This is a genomic window from Streptomyces sp. NPDC037290 (genome assembly GCF_055603245.1).
The window spans coordinates 77,225-97,475 of the sequence record NZ_JBVJVZ010000001.1; the positions used below are offsets into that span (position 1 = coordinate 77,225).

Consider the following 20,251-nt stretch of genomic DNA (forward strand, 5'->3'; position numbering starts at 1 on the left):
CCGTCTAGCCCTGGGCCGCGGCCGCGGCGGTACGTTCCTCGCCCCTGCGCCGTGCCCGCTTGCCGTACAGGGTCGTCCACAGGACGAGGCCGCCGAGGACGCCGTAGATCAGGATCGGGCTGATGCTCACCACGGTGCCGGTGCTCAGCACGGAGGCCAACGCGATGCGGACCACGGCCTCCAGGCAGTAGGCCACGCCCCAGACGATGGTCATCGTCCGTACGGTCGTGCGGAACCCTTCGAACTGCCAGAGGCCGTTCCACCAGGCGGTGCTCGCGCGGGTGCCGTCGGTGGCGAACTTGCGGCCGAAGTAGAACATGAGCGGCCGCGGCGCCAGCAGCGTCGCCAGGCACAGCAGGCCGAAGAGACCGGTGACGGCCGAGTCCTTGACCAGCAGGGCCCCGGCCGAGTGGGGGCCGACGAGTGAGACGACAGCCGTGATGACCAGGAACGCCAGGGTCACGATGGCGAACTCGTCGAGGCGGCGCCGCCACACGAGGTGCACGGCACTGTCGAGCACCGGCCAGGCACCGCTTGCCAGCAGTGCGGCGAACTCACTCCACCCCCGGTCATGCAGGGCGTTGTAGGTGAAGATCGGCGCCGCCACGTTCAGCGCGATGGTGAGGATCCAGCCGGCCGCGGCGCTGCCCTGGGACCGGGCAGGCGGCAGCGGGCGTTCCTCCGCCTGTGCCGCCCGCACGTCCGCCGGTCTTGGCGTGTCCATGGCATCCTGAACAGACATGATTCCCCCCGGAGTTCCTGCTGATGAAAGTGGTCGTCGGCGGGCATGATCATTCACGACCAGGATTCGTTTTGGCAAGGTTGGCGGGGCGGAGGGCGGGGGCGGGGGCCGTCAGGCGGGCTTGACCGTGATGTCCCCACTGGAGGTCCTCAGGTCCAGGGCGTACCTGGCGGACGGGTCGGTGGGCACGGAGATGTGCGGGCTGCCGCTGCTGATGTCGGTGGACACCCGGTAGGGGCCGGCGGGTGCCGCGACGGTGACGTTGCCGCTGGAGGTCTTCACCCACACGTTCTGGGCCACCGCCGGGCTGATGGAGACCGACCCGTTGGACGTCTCGGCCCTCACCCCGCGGCCCTTCAGCCCCTTCGCCTCGACCTCGCCGTTCGAGGTGTGCAGGTCGACCGGCCCGCTCGCGCCGTCGACGGTCACGTCCCCGTTGCTGGTGGACACCTTCACCTCGCCCACGGCGGACAGGTCCACCTCTCCGTTCGTCGTCGAACCGGTCACCGGCAGGTTCGCCGGCACGTCGACCGTGTAGTCCACCGCGCAGTGGTGGCCACAGCCGGCGAGCACCAGGACGCCGTTCTCGACGTGGTAGCTCGGGGACTGTGGTTTGTCGTTCCGGTAGGTGACCCTGCGGTGGACCGACACCTTCGTGGCACCCTCGGTGCCCCGCACCTCGACCCCGCCGTTCGCGTTGTCGAGCCGCATCGCAGTGATCTTCTGCGAGACGGCGTGGTCGTCCTCGAAGGTCTTGTCGTCGAGCGCACCGCACGCGCCGAGCGCTCCTGCCGCGATCACGGTCACGGACGCAGCCGCGAGAAAGCGGAGCCGCTGGTGCATGAGAATCTCCCCCGTTGTGCACAAGTCGCCGAGCCGGTCGGCAGTACCGGCCGGCGGTATGGTCGAAGCGCAGGTCGGAACCGTGATCGAATCCGCCCTCGGCACGACGTTACAAAGCCCGCGACGAGCCCCGCCATGGGGTTAACCCCCGCATGCGCCTGCGGATCACCCACCCGGCCGGCGGTGACCCGCGAGGGGCGGCCCCTGGAAGGACACCCCGCACCGCAGCAGCACATCGGTGTACGGCCGGGCCTCCCCGGTGCGGACGACCAGCCGGGCGCCCGCCGACCGTTCCTTCAGACGCTCGCGCGGACGAGGTCCAGATCCGGGAAGTGCCGGTCCAGCAGGACCCGGTCGGCGCACACCAGCACCTCGTGCCTGTGCCCCAACTCGGCGAGCGCGCCCAAGAGATGACGGTTCAGGATTCCCGACTTCCGCACAGGGCGTCGACCTCCTCCGTCGTCGGGTACGACTCCTGCGCGCCCCGCTTCGTCACGGCCGCCGCACCGACCCGGGCCGCGTGGGCCGCCGCCCGGGCCAGCGGGGCGCCCGTGCCCAGCTTCCAGGCGAGCGCGGCCGTGAACGCGTCCCCGGCACCGGTGGTGTCGACCGCGTCCACCTTCACCGACTCGACCCGCGTCACCCCCGAGCCGTCGCACACGAGCGCCCCCTCCGCGCCCAGCGTCACCACCACCGAGCGCGGACCCTTGGCCAGCAGCAGCCGAGCCCAGTCCGCAGGCTCCTCGCTGACACAGGCGTCGCCGAGGATCACCCGTGCCTCGTGCTCGTTCACGATCAGCGGGTCGCAGGCCGCGAGCACCTCCGTCGGCAGGGGCCGGGGCGGCGAGGGGTTCAGCACGAAGCGGCTGTCCGGGGACAGGTTCCGTACCACCTCCACCACCGTCTCCAGCGGGATCTCCAGCTGCGCCGACACCACTCGCGAGGCCAGGAACAGGCTCACGGCCGCCCGGACGTCCGCCGGGGTGAGCCGGGCGTTGGCACCCGGCGACACCACGATGCTGTTGTCCCCGGCCGGGTCCACGGTGATCAGTGCCACGCCCGTCGGTGCCCCGCCCACCAGTACGCCGACCGTGTCGACGCCGGCCGCGTGCAGGGAGTCGAGGAGCAGCCGGCCGTAGGTGTCGTCACCGACCCGGGCCAGCAGGGCCGTACCGGCGCCGAGGCGGGCCGCGGCGACCGCCTGGTTGGCGCCCTTGCCGCCCGGGTGGACGGTCAGGTCGCCGCCGAGCACCGTCTCCCCGGCGGCGGGCCGCCGTTCGACGTCGATCACCAGGTCGGCGTTGGCCGAACCCACGACCAGCAGGTCGTAGTCGTACATCAGTTGACTCCCCAGAGAGATGACCCGGGCGGACGGCCGTCGCCCACGCCGCCCCATGGTGGCCCATGGCGGCGTTCCATGGGGTCCGACCGCCCGCCCCTGCCGTCGTCAGCCGCTGAAGCCGGCCACGTTGTCCTTCGTGACCACCCTCATGGGCACCTTCACCATCGGCTCCCCCTTCTCCGGCGATCCCCTCTCCGCCCCTCCTGTCAGACCCGCCCGGTACCGTCGGATCATGGCTCGACAGGCGGGGACGCAGACCGGTGAGCGGCGGCTTGCCTTGCTCGAGGGTGTGCTGGAGCGCATCACGTACGCCAACGAGGAGAACGGCTACACCGTCGCCCGCGTCGACACCGGAAGAGGCGGCGGAGACCTCCTCACGGTCGTCGGCGCGCTGCTCGGTGCCCAGGTCGGCGAGTCGCTCCGGATGGAGGGCCGCTGGGGCTCCCACCCCCAGTACGGCAAGCAGTTCCACGTCGAGAACTACACCACCGTCCTGCCCGCCACCGTGCAGGGCATCCGGCGCTATCTCGGGTCCGGCCTCGTCAAAGGCATCGGACCGGTCTTCGCCGACCGGATCACCCAGCACTTCGGACTGGACACCCTCCGGATCATCGAGGAGGAGCCGAAGCGGCTCGTCGAAGTCCCCGGTCTCGGACCCAAGCGGACCAGGAAGATCGCCGACGCCTGGGAGGAGCAGAAGGCGATCAAGGAGGTCATGCTCTTCCTCCAGACCGTCGAAGTGTCCACGTCCATCGCCGTGCGGATCTACAAGAAGTACGGCGACGCGTCGATCTCCGTCGTCAAGGAGCAGCCGTACCGGCTCGCCGCCGACGTCTGGGGCATCGGCTTCCTCACCGCCGACAAGATCGCCCAGTCCGTCGGGATCCCCCACGACAGCCCGGAGAGGGTGAAAGCCGGGCTGCAGTACGCCCTGTCCCAGTCCGCCGACCAGGGGCACTGTTTCCTGCCCGAGGAGCGGCTGATCTCCGACGCCGTGAAGCTCCTCGCCGTCGACACCGGGCTTGTCATCGAGTGCCTCGCGGAGCTGGCCGAGCCGGCACAGGACGGCTCGGACCCGGGCGTCGTACGGGAGAAGGTGCCCGGGCCGGAGGGTGATGCCGAGCAGCCCGTCACCGCCGTCTACCTCGTCCCCTTCCACCGCGCCGAGGTGTCCCTCTCCGCCCAGTTGCTGCGCCTCCTGCGGACCGACCAGGACCGCATGCCGGCCTTCCGGGACGTCGACTGGGGCAAGGCCCTCGGCTGGCTGAAGAGCCGTACGGGCGCCGACCTCGCCCCGGAGCAGGAAGCCGCCGTCAGGCTCGCGCTCAGCGAGAAGGTCGCCGTCCTCACCGGCGGGCCCGGCTGCGGCAAGTCCTTCACGGTGCGCTCGATCGTGGAGCTGGCCCGGGCCAAGCGGGCCAAGGTGCTGCTCGCCGCTCCGACGGGGCGTGCCGCCAAGCGGCTGGCCGAGCTGACCGGTGCCGAGGCCTCGACCGTGCACCGGCTGCTGGAGCTGAAGCCGGGAGGGGATGCCGCCTATGACCGGGACCGCCCGCTCGACGCCGACCTCGTCGTCGTGGACGAGGCCTCCATGCTGGACCTCCTCCTCGCCAACAAGCTGGTCAAGGCCGTGCCCCCGGGTGCTCATCTGCTCTTCGTCGGGGACGTGGACCAGTTGCCCAGCGTCGGCGCGGGAGAAGTCCTCCGGGATCTGCTCGCCGAGGGCGGTCCCCTGCCCGCGGTCCGGCTCACCCGGGTCTTCCGCCAGGCCCAGCAGTCCGGTGTCGTCACCAACGCGCACCGGATCAACGCCGGGCAGCATCCGGTCACCGACGGGATGAAGGACTTCTTCCTCTTCGTCGAGGACGACACGGAGGAGGCCGGGCGGCTCACCGTGGACGTGGCCGCGCGGCGGATTCCGGCCAGGTTCGGGCTCGATCCGCGGCGGGACGTGCAGGTCCTCGCGCCGATGCACCGGGGCCCGGCCGGGGCCGGCGTACTCAACGGGCTGCTCCAGCAGGCCATCACGCCCGGGCGGCCCGATCTGCCGGAGAAGCGGATCGGAGGCCGGGTCTTCCGCGTCGGCGACAAGGTCACCCAGATTCGCAACAATTACGAGAAAGGGAAGAACGGTGTCTTCAACGGCACCGTCGGCGTCGTCACCTCGCTCGACCCGGTCGACCAGCGCCTGACGGTGCTGACGGACGAGGACGAGGAGGTTCCGTACGAATTCGACGAACTGGACGAACTGGCACATGCGTACGCGGTGACCATCCACCGTTCGCAGGGGAGTGAATATCCCGCCGTGGTGATTCCCGTCACGACCGGAGCATGGATGATGCTCCAGCGGAACCTGCTCTACACGGCGGTCACCCGGGCCAAGCGGCTGGTCGTCCTCGTCGGTTCGCGCAAGGCGATCGGACAGGCGGTGCGCACGGTGTCGGCCGGACGGCGTTGCACAGCCCTCGATTTCAGGCTGGCGTAACCGGCTCGTACGGTCGGCGGACGGCATCAGAAAAAATGATCGATCAAATGAGTCGTGAAGGTCACAGAGCACTTCCAGATGCCGTTCGGAGGGGGCAGGATGAGCAGGTTGGCGGCACTGAGTGCCGTCGATAGGCCCAATGGTCGACCCCGAGTGCACTCTCCTGAGCCAAATGGGGGATGGTAGAGACAGTCAGGGCACCTCGAAGATGAGGCACTACGTCGGTGAGGGAAGACGTGAGCGACAACTCTGTAGTACTGCGGTACGGCGACGGCGAGTACACCTACCCGGTGGTCGACAGCACCGTCGGCGACAAGGGCTTCGACATCGGGAAGCTCCGCGCCCAGACCGGTCTGGTGACGCTGGACAGCGGTTACGGCAACACGGCCGCCTACAAATCCGCGGTCACCTACCTCGACGGCGAGGCGGGCATCCTCCGCTACCGCGGCTACCCCATCGAGCAGCTGGCCGAGCGCTCCACCTTCCTCGAGGTGGCGTACCTGCTGATCAACGGTGAGCTGCCCACCGTCGACGAGCTGACGACGTTCAAGAACGACATCACGCGGCACACCCTGCTGCACGAGGACGTCAAGAACTTCTACAAGGGCTTCCCGCGCGACGCCCACCCGATGGCCATGCTGTCCTCGGTCGTCTCGGCGCTGTCCACCTTCTACCAGGACAGCCACAACCCGTTCGACGAGAAGCAGCGCGACCTCTCCACGATCCGGCTGCTCGCCAAGCTGCCGACGATCGCGGCGTACGCGTACAAGAAGTCGATCGGCCACCCGTTCGTCTACCCGCGCAACGACCTGGGCTACGTCGAGAACTTCCTGCGCATGACCTTCTCGGTCCCGGCGCAGGAGTTCGAGCTGGACCCGGTCGTGGTCTCCGCGCTGGACAAGCTGCTGATCCTGCACGCCGACCACGAGCAGAACTGTTCGACCTCGACGGTCCGCCTGGTCGGCTCGTCGCAGGCCAACATGTTCGCGTCGATCTCGGCCGGCATCAGCGCGCTGTGGGGCCCGCTGCACGGTGGCGCCAACCAGTCCGTGCTGGAGATGCTCGAGGGCATCCGCGACTCCGGCTCCGACGTCGACACCTTCATCCGCAAGGTGAAGAACAAGGAGGACGGCGTCCGCCTGATGGGCTTCGGCCACCGGGTCTACAAGAACTTCGACCCGCGCGCCAAGATCATCAAGGCCGCCGCGCACGACGTGCTCTCCGCGCTCGGCAAGGAGGACGAGCTCCTCGACATCGCCCTGAAGCTGGAGGAGCACGCGCTCTCCGACGACTACTTCGTCGAGCGCAAGCTGTACCCGAACGTCGACTTCTACACCGGTCTGATCTACCGGGCCATGGGCTTCCCGACCGAGATGTTCACGGTCCTGTTCGCCCTGGGCCGCCTTCCGGGCTGGATCGCCCAGTGGACCGAGATGATCAAGGAGCCGGGCTCCCGTATCGGCCGCCCGCGCCAGATCTACACGGGTGTCGTCGAGCGCGACTTCGTGCCGGTCGAGGAGCGCTGACACCTGCCGCTGAGGGGCGCCGCTCGCCTGGTGCCCCTCGCTGTGGCGTCAGCCGATCCCACGAGTGGGAGGGCGCATGGGCCCTGAAATCACAGGCGACCCCACGGGGGAGCGCTGAACCTCAGATGACCCCATGGGCGGTCCCTGAGTCACAGGTGAAAAGCAGAAGGCGCCCTGTCGCCGGTCCCCCCACGGGCCGACGATCAGGGCGCCTTCCCATGTCCCGGTGCGGATTCCCCCCACGGGATCCGGCCGGGCGCTCGGAGAGGACAGCGCCTGAATCGCTGTCGATGAGCAGAATGAGCAAAACTCGTCCTGCCCCAGTGATGCCGTGCGATCTGCCGGGACAACGCACGCTGGGAGGGCCGCTCAAAGCTTCCCTGTGTGCGTGCCCCGGCAACGCATCTCTGAGGAAGTCCCCCAAGACATCCCCAGATGCCGACTGACGCCCCCCAAGACGCCTAACCGACATCGCCAACTTAGACCTTCGAACCCCTTCGATGGTTACGTTCGCATCACTGTGATCTGCGTCTCTTGCATATGTCCTTTAGGTGCGCAAGAGCCCCGATACGGCGATCGGGGCCCAAGCGTAAGGATGATGCGCGAGCCTTGTGAAGAGCTTATGTGAGGCTCGCGTCGGACTCTAGGGGGTCTCTTACTTCTGCTGCGGCGAACCGCCGGTAACCCCGGGGGACTTCAGCGGAAGCGGCGCAGGCGGAGGCTGTTGGTCACCACGAACACCGAGGAGAAGGCCATCGCCGCGCCGGCGATCATTGGATTGAGCAGCCCCGCGGCGGCCAGCGGCAGCGCGGCCACGTTGTAACCGAAGGCCCACACCAGGTTGCCCTTGATGGTGGCCAGCGTCCGCCGGGACAGCCGGATGGCGTCCGCCGCCACGCGCAGGTCCCCCCGCACCAGCGTCAGGTCCCCGGCCTCGATCGCCGCGTCCGTCCCGGTGCCCATCGCGAGGCCCAGGTCGGCGGTGGCGAGGGCGGCCGCGTCGTTGACGCCGTCCCCGACCATGGCCACGGCCCGCCCCTCGCGCTGCAGCCGTCGTACGACGTCGGCCTTGTCCTCGGGGAGCACCTCGGCGAACACGTCCCCGGAGTCGATGCCGACCGTGCGCGCGACCGCCTCGGCGACCGTGCGGTTGTCCCCGGTGAGCAGCACCGGCCTCAGGCCCAGCGCACGCAGTTCCCGTACCGCCTCCGCGCTGGTCTCCTTGACCGCGTCGGCGACGGCGAGCACCCCGCGGGCCCGTCCGTCCCAGCCGGCCACGACGGCCGTACGGCCCTCCTGCTCGGCCTCGTGCACCGCGCGGGCCAGCTCCTTCGGCAGTACGTCGTACAGGCGCCCCACGGCCACCTCACGGCCGTTCACGCGCCCGCGTACGCCCCGCCCGGGGACGTTCTCGAAGTGCTCGGCCGGGGGCAGCGCTCCGGCGCGCCCCTCGGCGCCGGCGGCGATCGCGCGGGCGACGGGGTGCTCGGAGGCGTGTTCCAGGGCGCCCGCGAGCCGCAGCAGCTCCTTCTCGTCCTCGCCCTCGGCGACGTACACCGACTGGAGCGTCATCCGGCCGGTGGTGACCGTGCCGGTCTTGTCGAGGACGACCGTGTCGACGCGGCGCGTGGACTCCAGGACCTCGGGCCCCTTGATGAGGATGCCGAGCTGGGCGCCGCGCCCGGTGCCGACCATCAGCGCGGTCGGCGTGGCGAGGCCCAGCGCACACGGACAGGCGATGATCAGGACGGCGACGGCGGCGGTGAACGCGGCGGCCGTGTCGCCCGTGACGCCCAGCCAGACGCCGAAGGTGCCGAGCGAGATCAGGAGGACCACGGGCACGAAGACGGCGGAGATCCGGTCGGCGAGCCGCTGCACCTCGGCCTTGCCGTTCTGCGCGTCCTCCACCAGCCGCGCCATCCGGGCGAGCTGGGTGTCGGCGCCGACCCGGGTGGCCTCGACGACCAGCCGGCCGCCCGCGTTGACCGTGGCACCGGTGACCCGGTCGCCGGGCCCGACGTCCACCGGCACCGACTCGCCGGTCAGCATGGAGGCGTCGACGGCGGAGACGCCCTCGACCACCGTACCGTCGGTGGCGATCTTCTCGCCGGGCCGTGCGACGAACCGGTCGCCGACGGCCAGGGACGACACGGGGACGCGTGTCTCGCGGCCGTCCCGCAGGACCGCCACGTCCTTGGCGCCCAGCTCCATCAGTGCCTTCAGGGCCGCCCCGGCGCGGCGCTTGGAGCGGGCCTCCAGATAGCGGCCGAGCAGGATCAGGGCGACGACTCCGGCGGCGACCTCCAGATAGATGGTGGAGGCGGCGTCCATGCGGGAGACGGTGAGGCGGAACTCGTCGTGCATGCCGGGCATGCCCGCGTCACCGAGGAACAGCGCCCACAGTGACCAGCCGAACGCCGCCAGCGTGCCGACCGAGACCAGGGTGTCCATGGTGGCGGCGCCGTGCCGGGCGTTGGTCCAGGCGGCCCGGTGGAAGGAGGCGCCGCCCCAGACGACGACGGGCGCGGCGAGGGTGAGCGAGAGCCACTGCCAGTTGTCGAACTGCAGCGCCGGGATCATCGCCAGCAGGACCACGGGCGCGGCGAGCAGCGCGGAGACGAGCAGACGGTGGCGCAGGGCACCGAGTTCGGGATCCCGCGCGGGGGTTTCCGGCGCCGTCTCGGGTCCGGGCTCCGGCGGCGCGGGTTCCTCGGCGGTGTAGCCCGTCCGCTCCACGGTGGCGATCAGGTCGGCCACCTGGACGCCCTGCCCGAAGGTGATCTTCGCCTTCTCGGTGGCGAAGTTGACGGTGGCGCTGACGCCCTCCATCCGGTTGAGCTTCCGCTCCACGCGGGCGGCGCAGGAGGCGCAGGTCATTCCGCCGATGAGCAGCTCGACCTCGGAGTTCGAACCCGGGGCTATGGCTGTCTCTGCGGTGGTGCTGGTCATGTCCGGACTCCAGACATCGGACCGGGCCGTACGGAGCCAGTATCAGCTGGTCGGCACGGCCGGTCGGGGAAAGGTTTCTGGTCCCGTGCTCAGGGCGGGACCGGTCGTACGAGCCCTGACGCTCGGGCCTTGTCGTACGAGCCCTGTCAGGCCCGCCCGGCCAGTTCGAAACCGGCCTCGTCCACTGCGGCGCGCACGGCCTCGTCGTCCAGCGGGGCGTCGGAGACGACGGTCACCTCGCCGGTCGACGCGACGGCCTTCACCGAGCTGACGCCGGGGATCTGGGAGATCTCGCCGGAGACGGAGCCCTCGCAGTGGCCACAGCTCATGCCGGTCACCTTGTAGACGGTGATGACGGAGTCCGGGGTGTCGGTGTGGGCGGTCATGTCGTTACTCCTCGTCGAGGCGTGTGGGGCCGGTGGGGTCCGCGGGGGATCCCCACGCTTCCTCACAGTATACCCCTAGGGGGTATTTCTCCAAGGAGGGTCCCGGCGCGCGAGCAAGCGCACCCATCCGACGCCCGCCAGGGCCACCAGGGCGAGTCCGCCGATCGAGAACAGCGTGAACAGGTGTGCCTGCCCGGTGCTCGGCCGGACGAGGTACCCCTGGGTGAACAGCCGCCCCCTCGTACCGGTGCCCGTCAGCCGGCCGACCACCCAGATCGCGATGCCGTGCGTGGTGTCCCCGAGCGCGTGCAGCAGGGAGACGCCCAGGCCGGCGGCGGCCACCGGCGCGGCGAGGCGGAAGTGCCCGTTCAGGCGGCGCCGGGACAGCAGCACGCCGCCGGCGATCGCGGTCCACAGGCCGTGTCCGAGGGGGGCGAGCACACCGCGCGGGAACTCCGTCTCCAGCAGGATGCGCAGCTCGGTGCCGGGGGCGGAGGCGGCCGTGGTGAAGGCGTACCCGGCGCTCTCCAGGGCCGCGAAGCCGAAGCCGACGGCCGCGCCGAGCACCAGTCCGGCCCGCGGCCCGCGGATCCCCGGATGCCGGCGCAGCACGAAGACCAGCCCCGCGAGCTTGGCCGCCTCCTCGGTCAGGCCGATTCCGGCGAACGTTCCGAGGGAGGGGTGCAGCAGATACGTCCCCGCCAGTGAGGCGCCCAGGGCGCCGAGGGTCCCGCCGGTGAGGAAACAGCCGAGCACGGCGCTGACGCCCAGGTCGCGGCTGTGCCGCTCGTACGCCCACAGTGTGAAGACGACCGGTATGAGAAACCCGCCGAGCAGGATCAGTGTCGGCAGCAGCGTGGCGCTCCGCGTCTCGTACGTGATCCACGCGGTCAGCGCCCACAGGGCGATCCCCCCGCCCAGGCAGCGCCGCCACAGGCCCGCGGCGATACGGGGGTACGGCGGTGGCGGCTGCTGGGGGCCGGGGATGCGGGCCTTGGGTGTGCCGGGAGGCGGGGAGTGACTCACGGGGGTCCCCTCGACAGCTGCTGGGCGATTTATCCGCACTCTAGGCAGATGTACCGGGCGTCGCAGTCCGGGTGATTCCCGGGATCACCCCTCCGGGACGGCCCTCCCTGTCACCTGCGGCATCACCTGTGGCGGTATCCATGGCGGTGTCCATGGCGGCACCTACGGCGGTGCCTACGGCGGTGCCTACGGCGGTGCCTACGGCATCAGCCGCGGCCGAGGCGTGCGCCCACCAGCGGTTCCAGGTAGCGGATCAGGACGTCCTTGATCTCCTGGACGTAGGCCGCGCGCCGGGTGCCCTCGTGGGCGAGGACCAGCTCCAGGCCGGCCTTGTAGACACCGAGGCAGACGTGCGCCGTGCGGGTGACGTCGGCCGGGGCGGCGCCGGGCATGAGCGAGGCGAGCAGTTCCTCGATCCGGCCGAGCACGGTCGTGTGCAGCTGGTCGTGCTGCTCGGCCATCCGGCCCGGGATGTCGGGGCCATGCATCAGCGCGAAGAAGACCGGGTGCTCGGTGTTGAAGGTGATGAACCGGTCGATGGCGGACCCGATGGCCTCCTCCAGGGGGGTGGCCGGGGCGACCGGGCCCAGCGCCTCGCCGTAGGCCGCCCGCATCTCGTGGACGAGCCGGTCTCCCAGCTCGACCGCGATCGCCTCCTTGTTCGGGAAGAACTGGTAGAGCGTGCCCGGCGAGACGCCGGCCTCACGGGCGATGGCGTTGGTGCTGGCGGCGGTGTAGCCGGTGGTGCAGAAGACCCGGGCGGCCGCCTCGAGCAGCTGGGCGATACGGCGCTCCCCGCGGGCCTGCCGGCGACGGGGCTGCTCCTTGTCCCGTGACTGCTCCTTCTCCGAGGTGTCGGACACGCGTTATCCCCAGCTCTCCGAAGGTCATTGACAAACACGAGTTACCGCTCGCATTCTTGAGAAACGCGAGCGATGTCTCGTGTTTGCCAGTTTAGGGCAACGACTCCTCCGTGCCGCCTGCTCGTGCGGGCACGGCTCGTGGTGAAGGGGACACCGCAGGATGACCGAAGTCAACACGCCACCGCGGACAGGGAAGCGGGCGCCAGGGGAGGCGCCGCCCCGGCCCGGCCGGCACACCCGTTTCGTCACCGCGCGCCCACGCCTGTCGCTGCTGGTGGCCCTGGTGCTCACCGCGCTCGCCGTGCTGGCCGGCAGCGGGGTCGCGGACCGTCTCGGCAGCGGCGGCTGGGAGGACCCGGGCGCCGAGTCGACGTACGCGACCAAGGCCCTGGAGCGCGAGTTCCCCGGCTCCCAGCCCAATCTGCTGCTCCTGGTCGACGCGGGCCGCGCCTCGGTCGACGATCCGGCGGTCGCCGCCGAGGCCCGCGACCTGGTCGGCCGGCTGGCGGGGGAGAAGGGCGTGACCGGCGTCGGCTCCTACTGGCAGAGCGGCTCACCCGCCCTGCGCGCCGAGGACGGGCACGAGGCGCTGATCGCCGCCCGCATCACCGGCGACGACAGCGCGATGGGCAAGACCCTGGACCGCATGGCGCCCCACTACCGGGGCGCGCACGGCCCGGTCCGGGTGAAGCTCGGCGGCATCGTCGCCGTTCGGCACGAGATGCAGACGATCATCAAGGAGGATCTGACCCGCGCCGAGCTGATCGCCCTGCCGATCACACTGGTCCTGCTGGTGATGGTGTTCGGCAGTGCGATCGCCGCCCTGCTGCCGCTCGGCATCGGCATCGTCGCCATCCTCGGCACCAACGCCGTCCTGCGCGGACTGACGGCATTCACCGACGTCTCCGTCTTCGCGCTCAACCTCACCACGGCCTTCGGCCTCGGCCTGGCCATCGACTACGCCCTGTTCATCGTGCGCCGCTACAGAGAGGAACTGGCCACCGGCGCCGACCCGTTGACCGCGGTGGGGGCGACCCTGCGGACGGCCGGGCGCACGGTGCTCTTCTCCGCCCTCACGGTGGCGGTGTCCCTGGCCGCCATGATGGTCTTCCCGCAGTACTTCCTCCGGTCCTTCGCCTACGCCGGCATCGCCGTGGTCCTGCTCGCCGCGGCCGCCGCCCTGATCCTGCTTCCGGCCGCGCTGGTGCTGCTCGGTCACCGGGTCAACTCCCTCGACCTGCGCCGCCTGCTGCGCCGGCGCCGCGATCCGAAGCCCGCCGAGGGGTCGGCCTGGGCACGGACCGCCGTCCTGGTGATGCGCCGCGCCCCGCTCTTCGCACTCGGCACCACCGTCCTGCTCGTGACCCTCGGACTGCCCTTCCTGGGCGTGAAGTTCGGTACCGCCGACGACCGTCAGCTCCCCTCGACCGCCGAGTCCCACATGGTGCAGGAGCACATCCGTGAGGGCTTCCCGGGAAGCCCCGGCGGCGGCCTGGAGGTCCTCGCCGAGGGCAGGGCCACCAAGGCTCAGTACGCCGCGTACGAGCGGCGGGTGGCCGCCCTGCCCGAGGTGCTCCGCGTCGACGGTCCGCTGGTCAAGGGGGACGCCGCCTACTTCACGGTGCAGCCGAAGGGCGAGGCCGTGGACGACGCGGCCCAGCGCCTGGTCGGCGACCTGCGCGCACTGCACGCCCCCTTCGACACCCGGGTGACCGGCACGGCCGCCGTCCTCGTCGACACCAAGCACGCGATAGCCCGGCGTCTGCCCTGGGCGGCCGCCTTCATCGCCGTCGTCACCCTCCTGCTGGTCTTCCTGCTCACCGGGAGCGTGCTGATACCCGTACAGGCCGTGGTGCTCAACGCCCTCAGCCTGACCGCGATGTTCGGCGCCGTGGTCTGGGTCTTCCAGGACGGCCATCTGTCCGGCGCGCTCGGCTTCACCAGCTCCGGCTCCATCGAGACCACCCTGCCCGTGCTGATGTTCTGCGTGGCCTTCGGACTGTCCATGGACTACGGCGTGTTCCTGCTCTCCCGCATCAAGGAGGAGTACGACCGCACCGGCGACCACGACGCGGCGGTACGGCACGGACTGCAGCGCACGGGAGGTCTGATCACCGCGGCGGCGGTCATCCTCGCCGTGGTGATGGTCGCCATCGGCACCTCACGGGTGACCAACACGAAGATGCTCGGCCTGGGCATCGCGCTGGCCGTCCTGATGGACGCGATGGTGGTCCGGAGCCTGCTGGTACCGGCGATCATGCGGTTGACGGGCAGGGCCACATGGTGGGCGCCGGGGCCGTTGCGCCGCCTCCACGAACGGTTCGGACTCAGTGAGGGTGAGCCTCCGGCGGCCCCGAAGGGGCGTGACGAGCCACGGACGGCCCGCAGTCGCCGGACGGCAGCTCCCGCCGAGCGCTAGCGTTCCGCGAGAGCGGTGGCCCGGACGCGGCCGGAAGGTGAGGCACGGATGCGCGCGGTGGTGTTCGAGCGGTACGGGGAGCCGGCCGAGATGCGAAACGTACCCGACCCGGAACCCGCCGGCCACGGAGTCGTCGTGCGGGTCGAGGCGACCGGCCTGTGCCGAAGCGACTGGCACGGCTGGATGGGCCACGACCCCGACATCACCCTGCCGCATGTGCCCGGGCACGAACTCGCCGGTGTCGTCGAGGCGGTGGGCTCCCGGGTGACCGGATGGCGGCCGGGCGACCGGGTCACCGTGCCGTTCGTCTGCGCCTGCGGCACGTGTCCCTCCTGCGCGGCCGGCGACCAGCAGGTCTGCGAACGCCAGACCCAGCCGGGCTTCCACCACTGGGGCTCCTTCGCCGGCTACGTGGCGCTCGGCCACGCCGACGTCAACCTGGTCGCGATCCCCGACGACATGGCGTACTCCACCGCCGCCGCCCTCGGCTGCCGCTTCGCCACCGCCTTCCGCGCGGTGGTGCGGCAGGGCCGGGTGGCGGCGGGGGAGTGGGTCGCGGTGCACGGCTGTGGCGGGGTCGGGCTGTCGGCCGTGATGATCGCGGCGGCCGCCGGGGCGCGGGTGGTCGCCGTCGACGTATCACCCCACGCCCTCGATCTGGCACGGAAGTTCGGGGCCGCCGAGTGCGTGGACGCGACCGGTGCGGCCGACCCCGCCGGGGCCGTCCGCGAGCTGACCGCCGGTGGTGCCCATCTCTCCCTGGACGCGCTCGGCTCGCCGGTCACCTGCGCGGCCTCCGTGAACGGCCTGCGCCGCCGCGGCCGGCACGTTCAGGTCGGGCTGCTGCCCTCGGACGACGGCACCACCCCCGTGCCGCTGGCCCGCGCCATCGCCCTGGAGCTGGAGCTCCTCGGAAGCCACGGCATGGCCGCCCACGCCTATCCCGGCATGCTCCGCATGGTCCGCTCCGGTGCCCTGCGCCCCGACCTCCTGGTGACCTCCACCATCCCGCTCGACGCGACACCGGCGGCCCTCGCGGCGATGGGGACGGCGCCGGGGGCCGGGGTCACGGTCATCGAGCCGTGGACCTGAGAGCGGCCCGGGCGGGGCGCAGCCGGTCTACGGCGCGGATCCGTCCGGCCGGCGTCCTCGGTTGCCGGGCCGGGAGGCGACCCAGGCGCGGACGGTGTCGGCGTACCAGTAGGGCTTGCCGCCCTCCACGTGGTCGGGCGGGGGCAGCAGCCCGTGCTTGCGATAGGACCGCACGGTGTCCGGCTGCACTTTGATGTGCGCCGCGATCTCCTTGTAGGACCAGAGCCCTCGGTCGGTCATGAGTTGCACCTCCCTGCGCGCGCCGCAGCGGCGACCAAGGGCGGTCGTCGGGGGAGCCGGGCGCTGCGCTGGCGATCACCAGCCTGCGTCCGGTGAACGACACGGAGTGACCGCGGGACAGGGCCTGTCGAGATGGTGTGACGCACAACCGGCGTACATGAGACATGTGTGACACAGAGAGTGCCTTTGTGACACAGCCGCCACAAAGGCGTACGCCCGGGCACCGGCGGTCGCGTTGACATCGCGTCGGTCCCGAGGTGACGGAACCGGTCGACCCGGGCCGGTCCACCCGGTGCCGGTCGAACCGGTGCCGATCCGGTGCCGGTGGGCCGATGACGGGCCGGGTCCGCTGCGTCAGACCCGGCCCGCCGGCTTCCCCGCATCCTCCGGCGGCTGATTCCCCCGGGGCCACCTCCTGGACCGGTGCCCCTGGCCGCCGAAGGCCCCCGTCTCCCCGGACCCCGTGGGCGGGACGATCAGCGTGTCAGGCCCTGCCCGCACGGGTCTTGGAAAAAAGCGCACCGCGGCCGGGGGTGAGGAGCAGGCTGGTCGGCTCGCCCGCCAGCCGGTCGGTCACGGCGCCTGCCGCCGACAGCCGCCGGGCCGCCAGGAACTCCCCCGGGGTGCAGCCCGTCATGGTCTTGAAGTCGCCGCTGAGGTGCGCCTGGTCGTAGTAGCCGCAGATCGCCGCGGTCTCCGCCTGCCCGTGCCCCGCGGCCAGCAGCCGCCGCGCCCGTTGCAGCCGCAGCACCCGGGCGGCCGCCTTCGGGGGCAGACCGATCTGTTCCCGGAAGCGGTTCTCCAGGTGCCGTACGCTCCAGCCCACCTGCTCGGCCAGCCGGGGCACCGGGACCGTGCCGGCGCTGTGCCGCAGCAGCGACCAGGCGTGCACCACCCGCTCGGAAGCGGGGGCGCCCGCGCGCAGCCGCTCCAGCAACACCCGGTCGAGCAGCGCGAACCGCTCCGTCCAGCGGGGCAACGCGGCGAGGGCGCCCGCCAGTCGACCGAGGCTGCGGTCCAGCTCATCGGGGCCGACGGAGCGGTTGGCGAGTTCGTACTGCTCCGTGCCGAGCAGCGCGAACGAGGCCCACGGTTCCAGCAGCACCTCGACGCCGGAGAGCCGGCCGTTGTGTTCGCCGAGCGCGGGGGTGGTGGTGAGGCCGTTGACGAGGGAGACCAGGCTCACCGGGGGCCGCCCGGGGCGGGAGATGCGCACCGGCTGCTCGAAGCCCAGCAGTAACGTGGCCGCACCGATCGGCGCCTCCAGCCGCCGGCGGGGCCGCCCGAGGTCCACCCGGATCCCGCGATAACTGATCACTCCGGGCCGCAACGCCGGATGGGGTCGTGCGGACACGGTGAACATGCCCTCATGGTAGGCAGGGCACGCTACCCCCCTACACCCCGCAGGAGCGAAGAAACGCCCGGGTCCGCCGGGCGATCGGCAACGGCGCATCCGCCTCGCACGGGTACATGTCCTGCTCCACGATCGCGAACAGATCCACCCCCAGCCGCTGCGCGGCGGCGAGCACCGGACCCAGTTCAGGCACCCCACCAGGGGGTTCGCACATCACCCCCTGGGCCACGGCGGGCCCGAACGGCGTCCCCTTGGCCCGTACGTCCGCGAGGATCTCCGGGTCTACCTGCTTGAGGTGCAGATACCCGATCCGTTCCCCGTACGTCTCGATCAACCGCACGCTGTCCCCGCCGCAGTAGGCGTAGTGCCCGGTGTCCAGGCACAGCGACACCAGGCCGGAGTCCGTGCCGTCGAGGAAGCGGGTGACATTCTCCTCGCTGTCGATGTGGGTGTCGGCGTGCGGGTGGACGACGATCGTCAGCCCGTACCGCTCCCGCACCTCCCGGCCCAGTCGCTCGGTGAGCGAGGTCAGGTCGCGCCACTGCTCGGGGGTGAGTTCGGACGGTTCCAGCACCTCGCCCGTCTTGTCGTCCCGCCAGAAGGACGGGATGACGACCAGGTGCCGGGCGCCCATCGCCTGGGTGAGCGCCGCGATGTCGCAGACGTGCGCCCACGTCCTGTCCCACACGGCCCTGCCGTGGTGCAGCCCGGTGAAGACGGTGCCGGCCGACACCTTCAGGCCGCGCCGGGCGGTCTCCTCGGCGAGCACCGCGGGGTCGCTGGGCAGATAGCCGTAGGGGCCCAGCTCGATCCACTCGTAGCCGGAGTCGGCCACCTCGTCGAGGAAGCGCCGCCAGGGCACCTGCCGGGGGTCGTCGGGGAACCACACGCCCCAGGAGTCGGGCGCCGATCCGATCCGGATACGGGACAGTGAGGAGGAGGGCGACAACGACGTCATGGGCGTCAGCGTGCGGGCCTCCGGAAAGCGGTGTCAAGTGCTGGTCCGAATGTCCGGACAAAATATTGACAGGGCGCGGCATGCGGGACTAGAAATCCGGGGAGAGCCACGACGAAGGGAAGCCGATGGCCTACGACCTGATCACCATGGGGCGGATCGGAGTGGACCTCTACCCGCTGCAAACCGGTGTCCCGCTCGCCCAGGTGTCGTCCTTCGGCAAGTTCCTCGGCGGGTCGGCGACGAACGTCGCGGTCGCCGCGGCCCGGCTCGGCCGGCACACCGCCGTGATCACCCGTACGGGCGACGACCCGTTCGGCGCCTATCTGCACGAGGCCCTGCGCGGCTTCGGTGTCGACGACCGCTGGGTCACCCCGGTCCCCGGACTGCCGACCCCGGTCACCTTCTGCGAGGTCTTCCCACCGGACGACTTCCCCCTCTACTTCTACCGGCAGCCCAAGGCGCCCGACCTGGAGATCGACGCCCACGAGCTGGACCTCGACGCCATCCGCGAGGCCCGCGTCTTCTGGGTCACCGGCACCGGCCTGAGCGAGGAACCCAGCCGTACGGCCACCCTCGCCGCCCTCACCCACCGGGCGAAGGCGGGCACGACGGTCTTCGACCTCGACTGGCGGCCCATGTTCTGGGCCCACCCCGACGAGGCCCGCTCCTTCTACGCCGAGGCGCTGAGGCACACGACCGTCGCCGTGGGAAACCTGGACGAGGTGGAGGTCGCCACCGGCGTACGCGAGCCGCATGCGGCGGCCCGGGCACTCCTCGAAGCCGGCGTCGAGATCGCCGTCGTCAAGCAGGGGCCCAAGGGTGTCCTCGCGGTCAGCCGGAACGGCGACTCGGCCGAGGTCCCGCCGCTCCCCGTCACCGTCCTCAACGGACTCGGTGCCGGAGACGCCTTCGGCGGCTCCCTGTGCAACGGCCTCCTCGAAGGCTGGGACCTGGAGACGGTCATGCGGCACGCCAACGCGGCCGGTGCCATCGTCGCCTCCCGCCTGGAGTGCTCCTCCGCGATGCCCACCCCGGACGAGGTGGCCGCCGCGCTCGACGCCGGAGCGGTGCTGTGAGGGCCGGCCGGGTCACGGGCACGCACACCGAGGGCGGGGACGCCGGACGGCGCTCCCGCATCGACGTCGCCGAACTCGTCCGTATCCGCACCCATCACCCCGAAGCGATCGCCGAGGCCGCCGTCCGCCGGGTCCGCCGCCCGCTGCTGAACGAAAGCGGCCGGCTGGTGATCGTCGCCGCCGACCACCCGGCCCGCGGTGCGCTGGGCGTCGGCGACCGCAAGCTCGCCATGGCCAACCGCGCCGACCTGCTCGAACGCCTCTGCCTGGCGCTGAGCCGACCCGGCGTCGACGGCGTCCTCGCCACCGCCGACATCCTGGACGACCTGCTGCTGCTCGGCGCCCTCGACCACAAGGTCGTCATGGGCTCCATGAACCGGGGCGGACTGCAGGGCGCCAGCTTCGAGCTGGACGACCGTTTCACCGGGCACCGCCCGGAGGACATCCAGCGCCTCGGTTTCGACGCGGGCAAGCTGCTGCTGCGCATCGACTACGACGACCCCGGCTCGCTGACCACCCTGGAGTCCACCGCCCGTGCCATCGACGAGATGGCCGCGCGCCGGCTGCCGGTCTTCGTCGAGCCGTTCATCAGCCACCGCACGCCCGGGGGAAAGGTGCGCAACGACCTGTCCGCCGACGCGGTCACCAGGTCCATCGCCATCGCCTCCGGCCTCGGCGGCTCCTCCGCCTACACCTGGCTGAAGGTGCCCGTCACCGACGACCCCGACGACATGGCCCGGGTCATGGAGACCTCGACGCTGCCCGCCGTGCTGCTCGGCGGCGACATCGGCGACTCGCCCGAGGACCAGGTCGCCGCGTACGAGAAGTGGCGTGACGCGCTGCAACTGCCCACCGTGCGCGGCCTGGTGGCCGGTCGCTCGCTGCTGTACCCGGCGGACGGCGATGTGGCCGCCGCCGTGGACACCGCCGTAGGACTGCTGTGAGGGCCG

Annotated in this window: 16 protein-coding genes and 1 pseudogene; 6 read left to right on the forward strand and 11 right to left on the reverse strand. The window is 71.2% G+C overall.

Annotated features, from left to right (window positions below):
• Positions 1-4 precede the first annotated feature (4 nt).
• The 4 genes and pseudogenes from ACZ7HQ_RS00365 to ACZ7HQ_RS00380 all read right to left on the reverse strand — a co-directional run bounded on the left by ACZ7HQ_RS00365 (position 5) and on the right by ACZ7HQ_RS00380 (position 2,924).
• The gene (locus tag ACZ7HQ_RS00365; RefSeq protein ID WP_470982737.1) at positions 5-724 is read right to left on the reverse strand and encodes a VC0807 family protein; all 720 of its coding nucleotides are present in this window, start codon (positions 722-724) and stop codon (positions 5-7) included.
• Positions 725-853: 129 nt separating this feature from the next.
• Positions 854-1,585 (reverse strand): DUF4097 family beta strand repeat-containing protein, encoded by a 732-nt coding sequence (locus ACZ7HQ_RS00370; RefSeq protein ID WP_470982739.1) that lies wholly within the window; start codon positions 1,583-1,585, stop codon positions 854-856.
• Between the two features lie 165 nt (positions 1,586-1,750).
• Positions 1,751-2,025, reverse strand: a pseudogene (locus ACZ7HQ_RS00375) (RbsD/FucU domain-containing protein).
• Complete coding sequence (locus tag ACZ7HQ_RS00380; RefSeq protein ID WP_470982742.1) at positions 2,004-2,924, reverse strand: ribokinase; 921 nt, start codon at positions 2,922-2,924, stop codon at positions 2,004-2,006. The pseudogene ACZ7HQ_RS00375 and the gene ACZ7HQ_RS00380 overlap by 22 nt, the downstream one beginning before the upstream one ends.
• 235 nt (positions 2,925-3,159) lie before the next feature.
• Between ACZ7HQ_RS00380 and recD2 the strand changes: the two genes are divergently transcribed.
• Together recD2 and ACZ7HQ_RS00390 are read left to right on the forward strand one after the other, a co-directional pair.
• Positions 3,160-5,412, forward strand: a complete 2,253-nt coding sequence (gene recD2 / locus ACZ7HQ_RS00385) for an SF1B family DNA helicase RecD2 (protein WP_470982744.1) — start codon at positions 3,160-3,162, stop codon at positions 5,410-5,412.
• A 236-nt stretch (positions 5,413-5,648) separates the two neighbouring features.
• Positions 5,649-6,938, forward strand: coding sequence for a citrate synthase (locus ACZ7HQ_RS00390; RefSeq protein ID WP_470982747.1), 1,290 nt, complete (start codon positions 5,649-5,651; stop codon positions 6,936-6,938).
• Positions 6,939-7,634: 696 nt separating this feature from the next.
• On the opposite strand, the gene ACZ7HQ_RS00395 is transcribed toward ACZ7HQ_RS00390, so the two are convergent.
• The 4 genes from ACZ7HQ_RS00395 to ACZ7HQ_RS00410 all read right to left on the reverse strand — a co-directional run bounded on the left by ACZ7HQ_RS00395 (position 7,635) and on the right by ACZ7HQ_RS00410 (position 12,162).
• The gene (locus tag ACZ7HQ_RS00395; protein WP_470982750.1) at positions 7,635-9,887 is read right to left on the reverse strand and encodes a heavy metal translocating P-type ATPase; all 2,253 of its coding nucleotides are present in this window, start codon (positions 9,885-9,887) and stop codon (positions 7,635-7,637) included.
• Between the two features lie 146 nt (positions 9,888-10,033).
• Positions 10,034-10,273, reverse strand: a complete 240-nt coding sequence (locus tag ACZ7HQ_RS00400; protein WP_470982753.1) for a heavy-metal-associated domain-containing protein — start codon at positions 10,271-10,273, stop codon at positions 10,034-10,036.
• A gap of 75 nt (positions 10,274-10,348) precedes the next feature.
• Positions 10,349-11,299, reverse strand: a complete 951-nt coding sequence (locus ACZ7HQ_RS00405; protein ID WP_470982756.1) for a PrsW family intramembrane metalloprotease — start codon at positions 11,297-11,299, stop codon at positions 10,349-10,351.
• A 206-nt stretch (positions 11,300-11,505) separates the two neighbouring features.
• Positions 11,506-12,162 (reverse strand): TetR/AcrR family transcriptional regulator, encoded by a 657-nt coding sequence (locus ACZ7HQ_RS00410; RefSeq protein WP_470982758.1) that lies wholly within the window; start codon positions 12,160-12,162, stop codon positions 11,506-11,508.
• A 160-nt stretch (positions 12,163-12,322) separates the two neighbouring features.
• On the opposite strand from ACZ7HQ_RS00410, the gene ACZ7HQ_RS00415 reads away from it, so the two are divergent.
• A complete protein-coding gene (locus ACZ7HQ_RS00415; RefSeq protein WP_470982760.1) occupies positions 12,323-14,581 on the forward strand; it encodes an MMPL family transporter in 2,259 nt (752 codons plus the stop codon).
• A gap of 48 nt (positions 14,582-14,629) precedes the next feature.
• A complete protein-coding gene (locus ACZ7HQ_RS00420; protein ID WP_470982762.1) occupies positions 14,630-15,673 on the forward strand; it encodes a zinc-dependent alcohol dehydrogenase family protein in 1,044 nt (347 codons plus the stop codon).
• A gap of 27 nt (positions 15,674-15,700) precedes the next feature.
• Here the strand turns inward: ACZ7HQ_RS00420 and ACZ7HQ_RS00425 are convergent, their stop codons facing one another.
• The 3 genes from ACZ7HQ_RS00425 to ACZ7HQ_RS00435 all read right to left on the reverse strand — a co-directional run bounded on the left by ACZ7HQ_RS00425 (position 15,701) and on the right by ACZ7HQ_RS00435 (position 18,225).
• A complete protein-coding gene (locus ACZ7HQ_RS00425) occupies positions 15,701-15,913 on the reverse strand; it encodes a helix-turn-helix transcriptional regulator (protein ID WP_470982764.1) in 213 nt (70 codons plus the stop codon).
• Positions 15,914-16,397: 484 nt separating this feature from the next.
• Positions 16,398-17,276: a helix-turn-helix domain-containing protein gene (locus ACZ7HQ_RS00430; RefSeq protein ID WP_470982766.1), complete on the reverse strand. Its 879-nt coding sequence runs from the start codon at positions 17,274-17,276 to the stop codon at positions 16,398-16,400.
• A 31-nt stretch (positions 17,277-17,307) separates the two neighbouring features.
• Positions 17,308-18,225, reverse strand: a complete 918-nt coding sequence (locus tag ACZ7HQ_RS00435; RefSeq protein ID WP_470982769.1) for a sugar phosphate isomerase/epimerase family protein — start codon at positions 18,223-18,225, stop codon at positions 17,308-17,310.
• Between the two features lie 125 nt (positions 18,226-18,350).
• On the opposite strand from ACZ7HQ_RS00435, the gene iolC reads away from it, so the two are divergent.
• Complete coding sequence (iolC, locus tag ACZ7HQ_RS00440) at positions 18,351-19,301, forward strand: 5-dehydro-2-deoxygluconokinase (protein WP_470982771.1); 951 nt, start codon at positions 18,351-18,353, stop codon at positions 19,299-19,301.
• A 59-nt stretch (positions 19,302-19,360) separates the two neighbouring features.
• Positions 19,361-20,245: a Cgl0159 family (beta/alpha)8-fold protein gene (locus tag ACZ7HQ_RS00445; protein WP_470985125.1), complete on the forward strand. Its 885-nt coding sequence runs from the start codon at positions 19,361-19,363 to the stop codon at positions 20,243-20,245.
• Positions 20,246-20,251 lie beyond the last annotated feature (6 nt).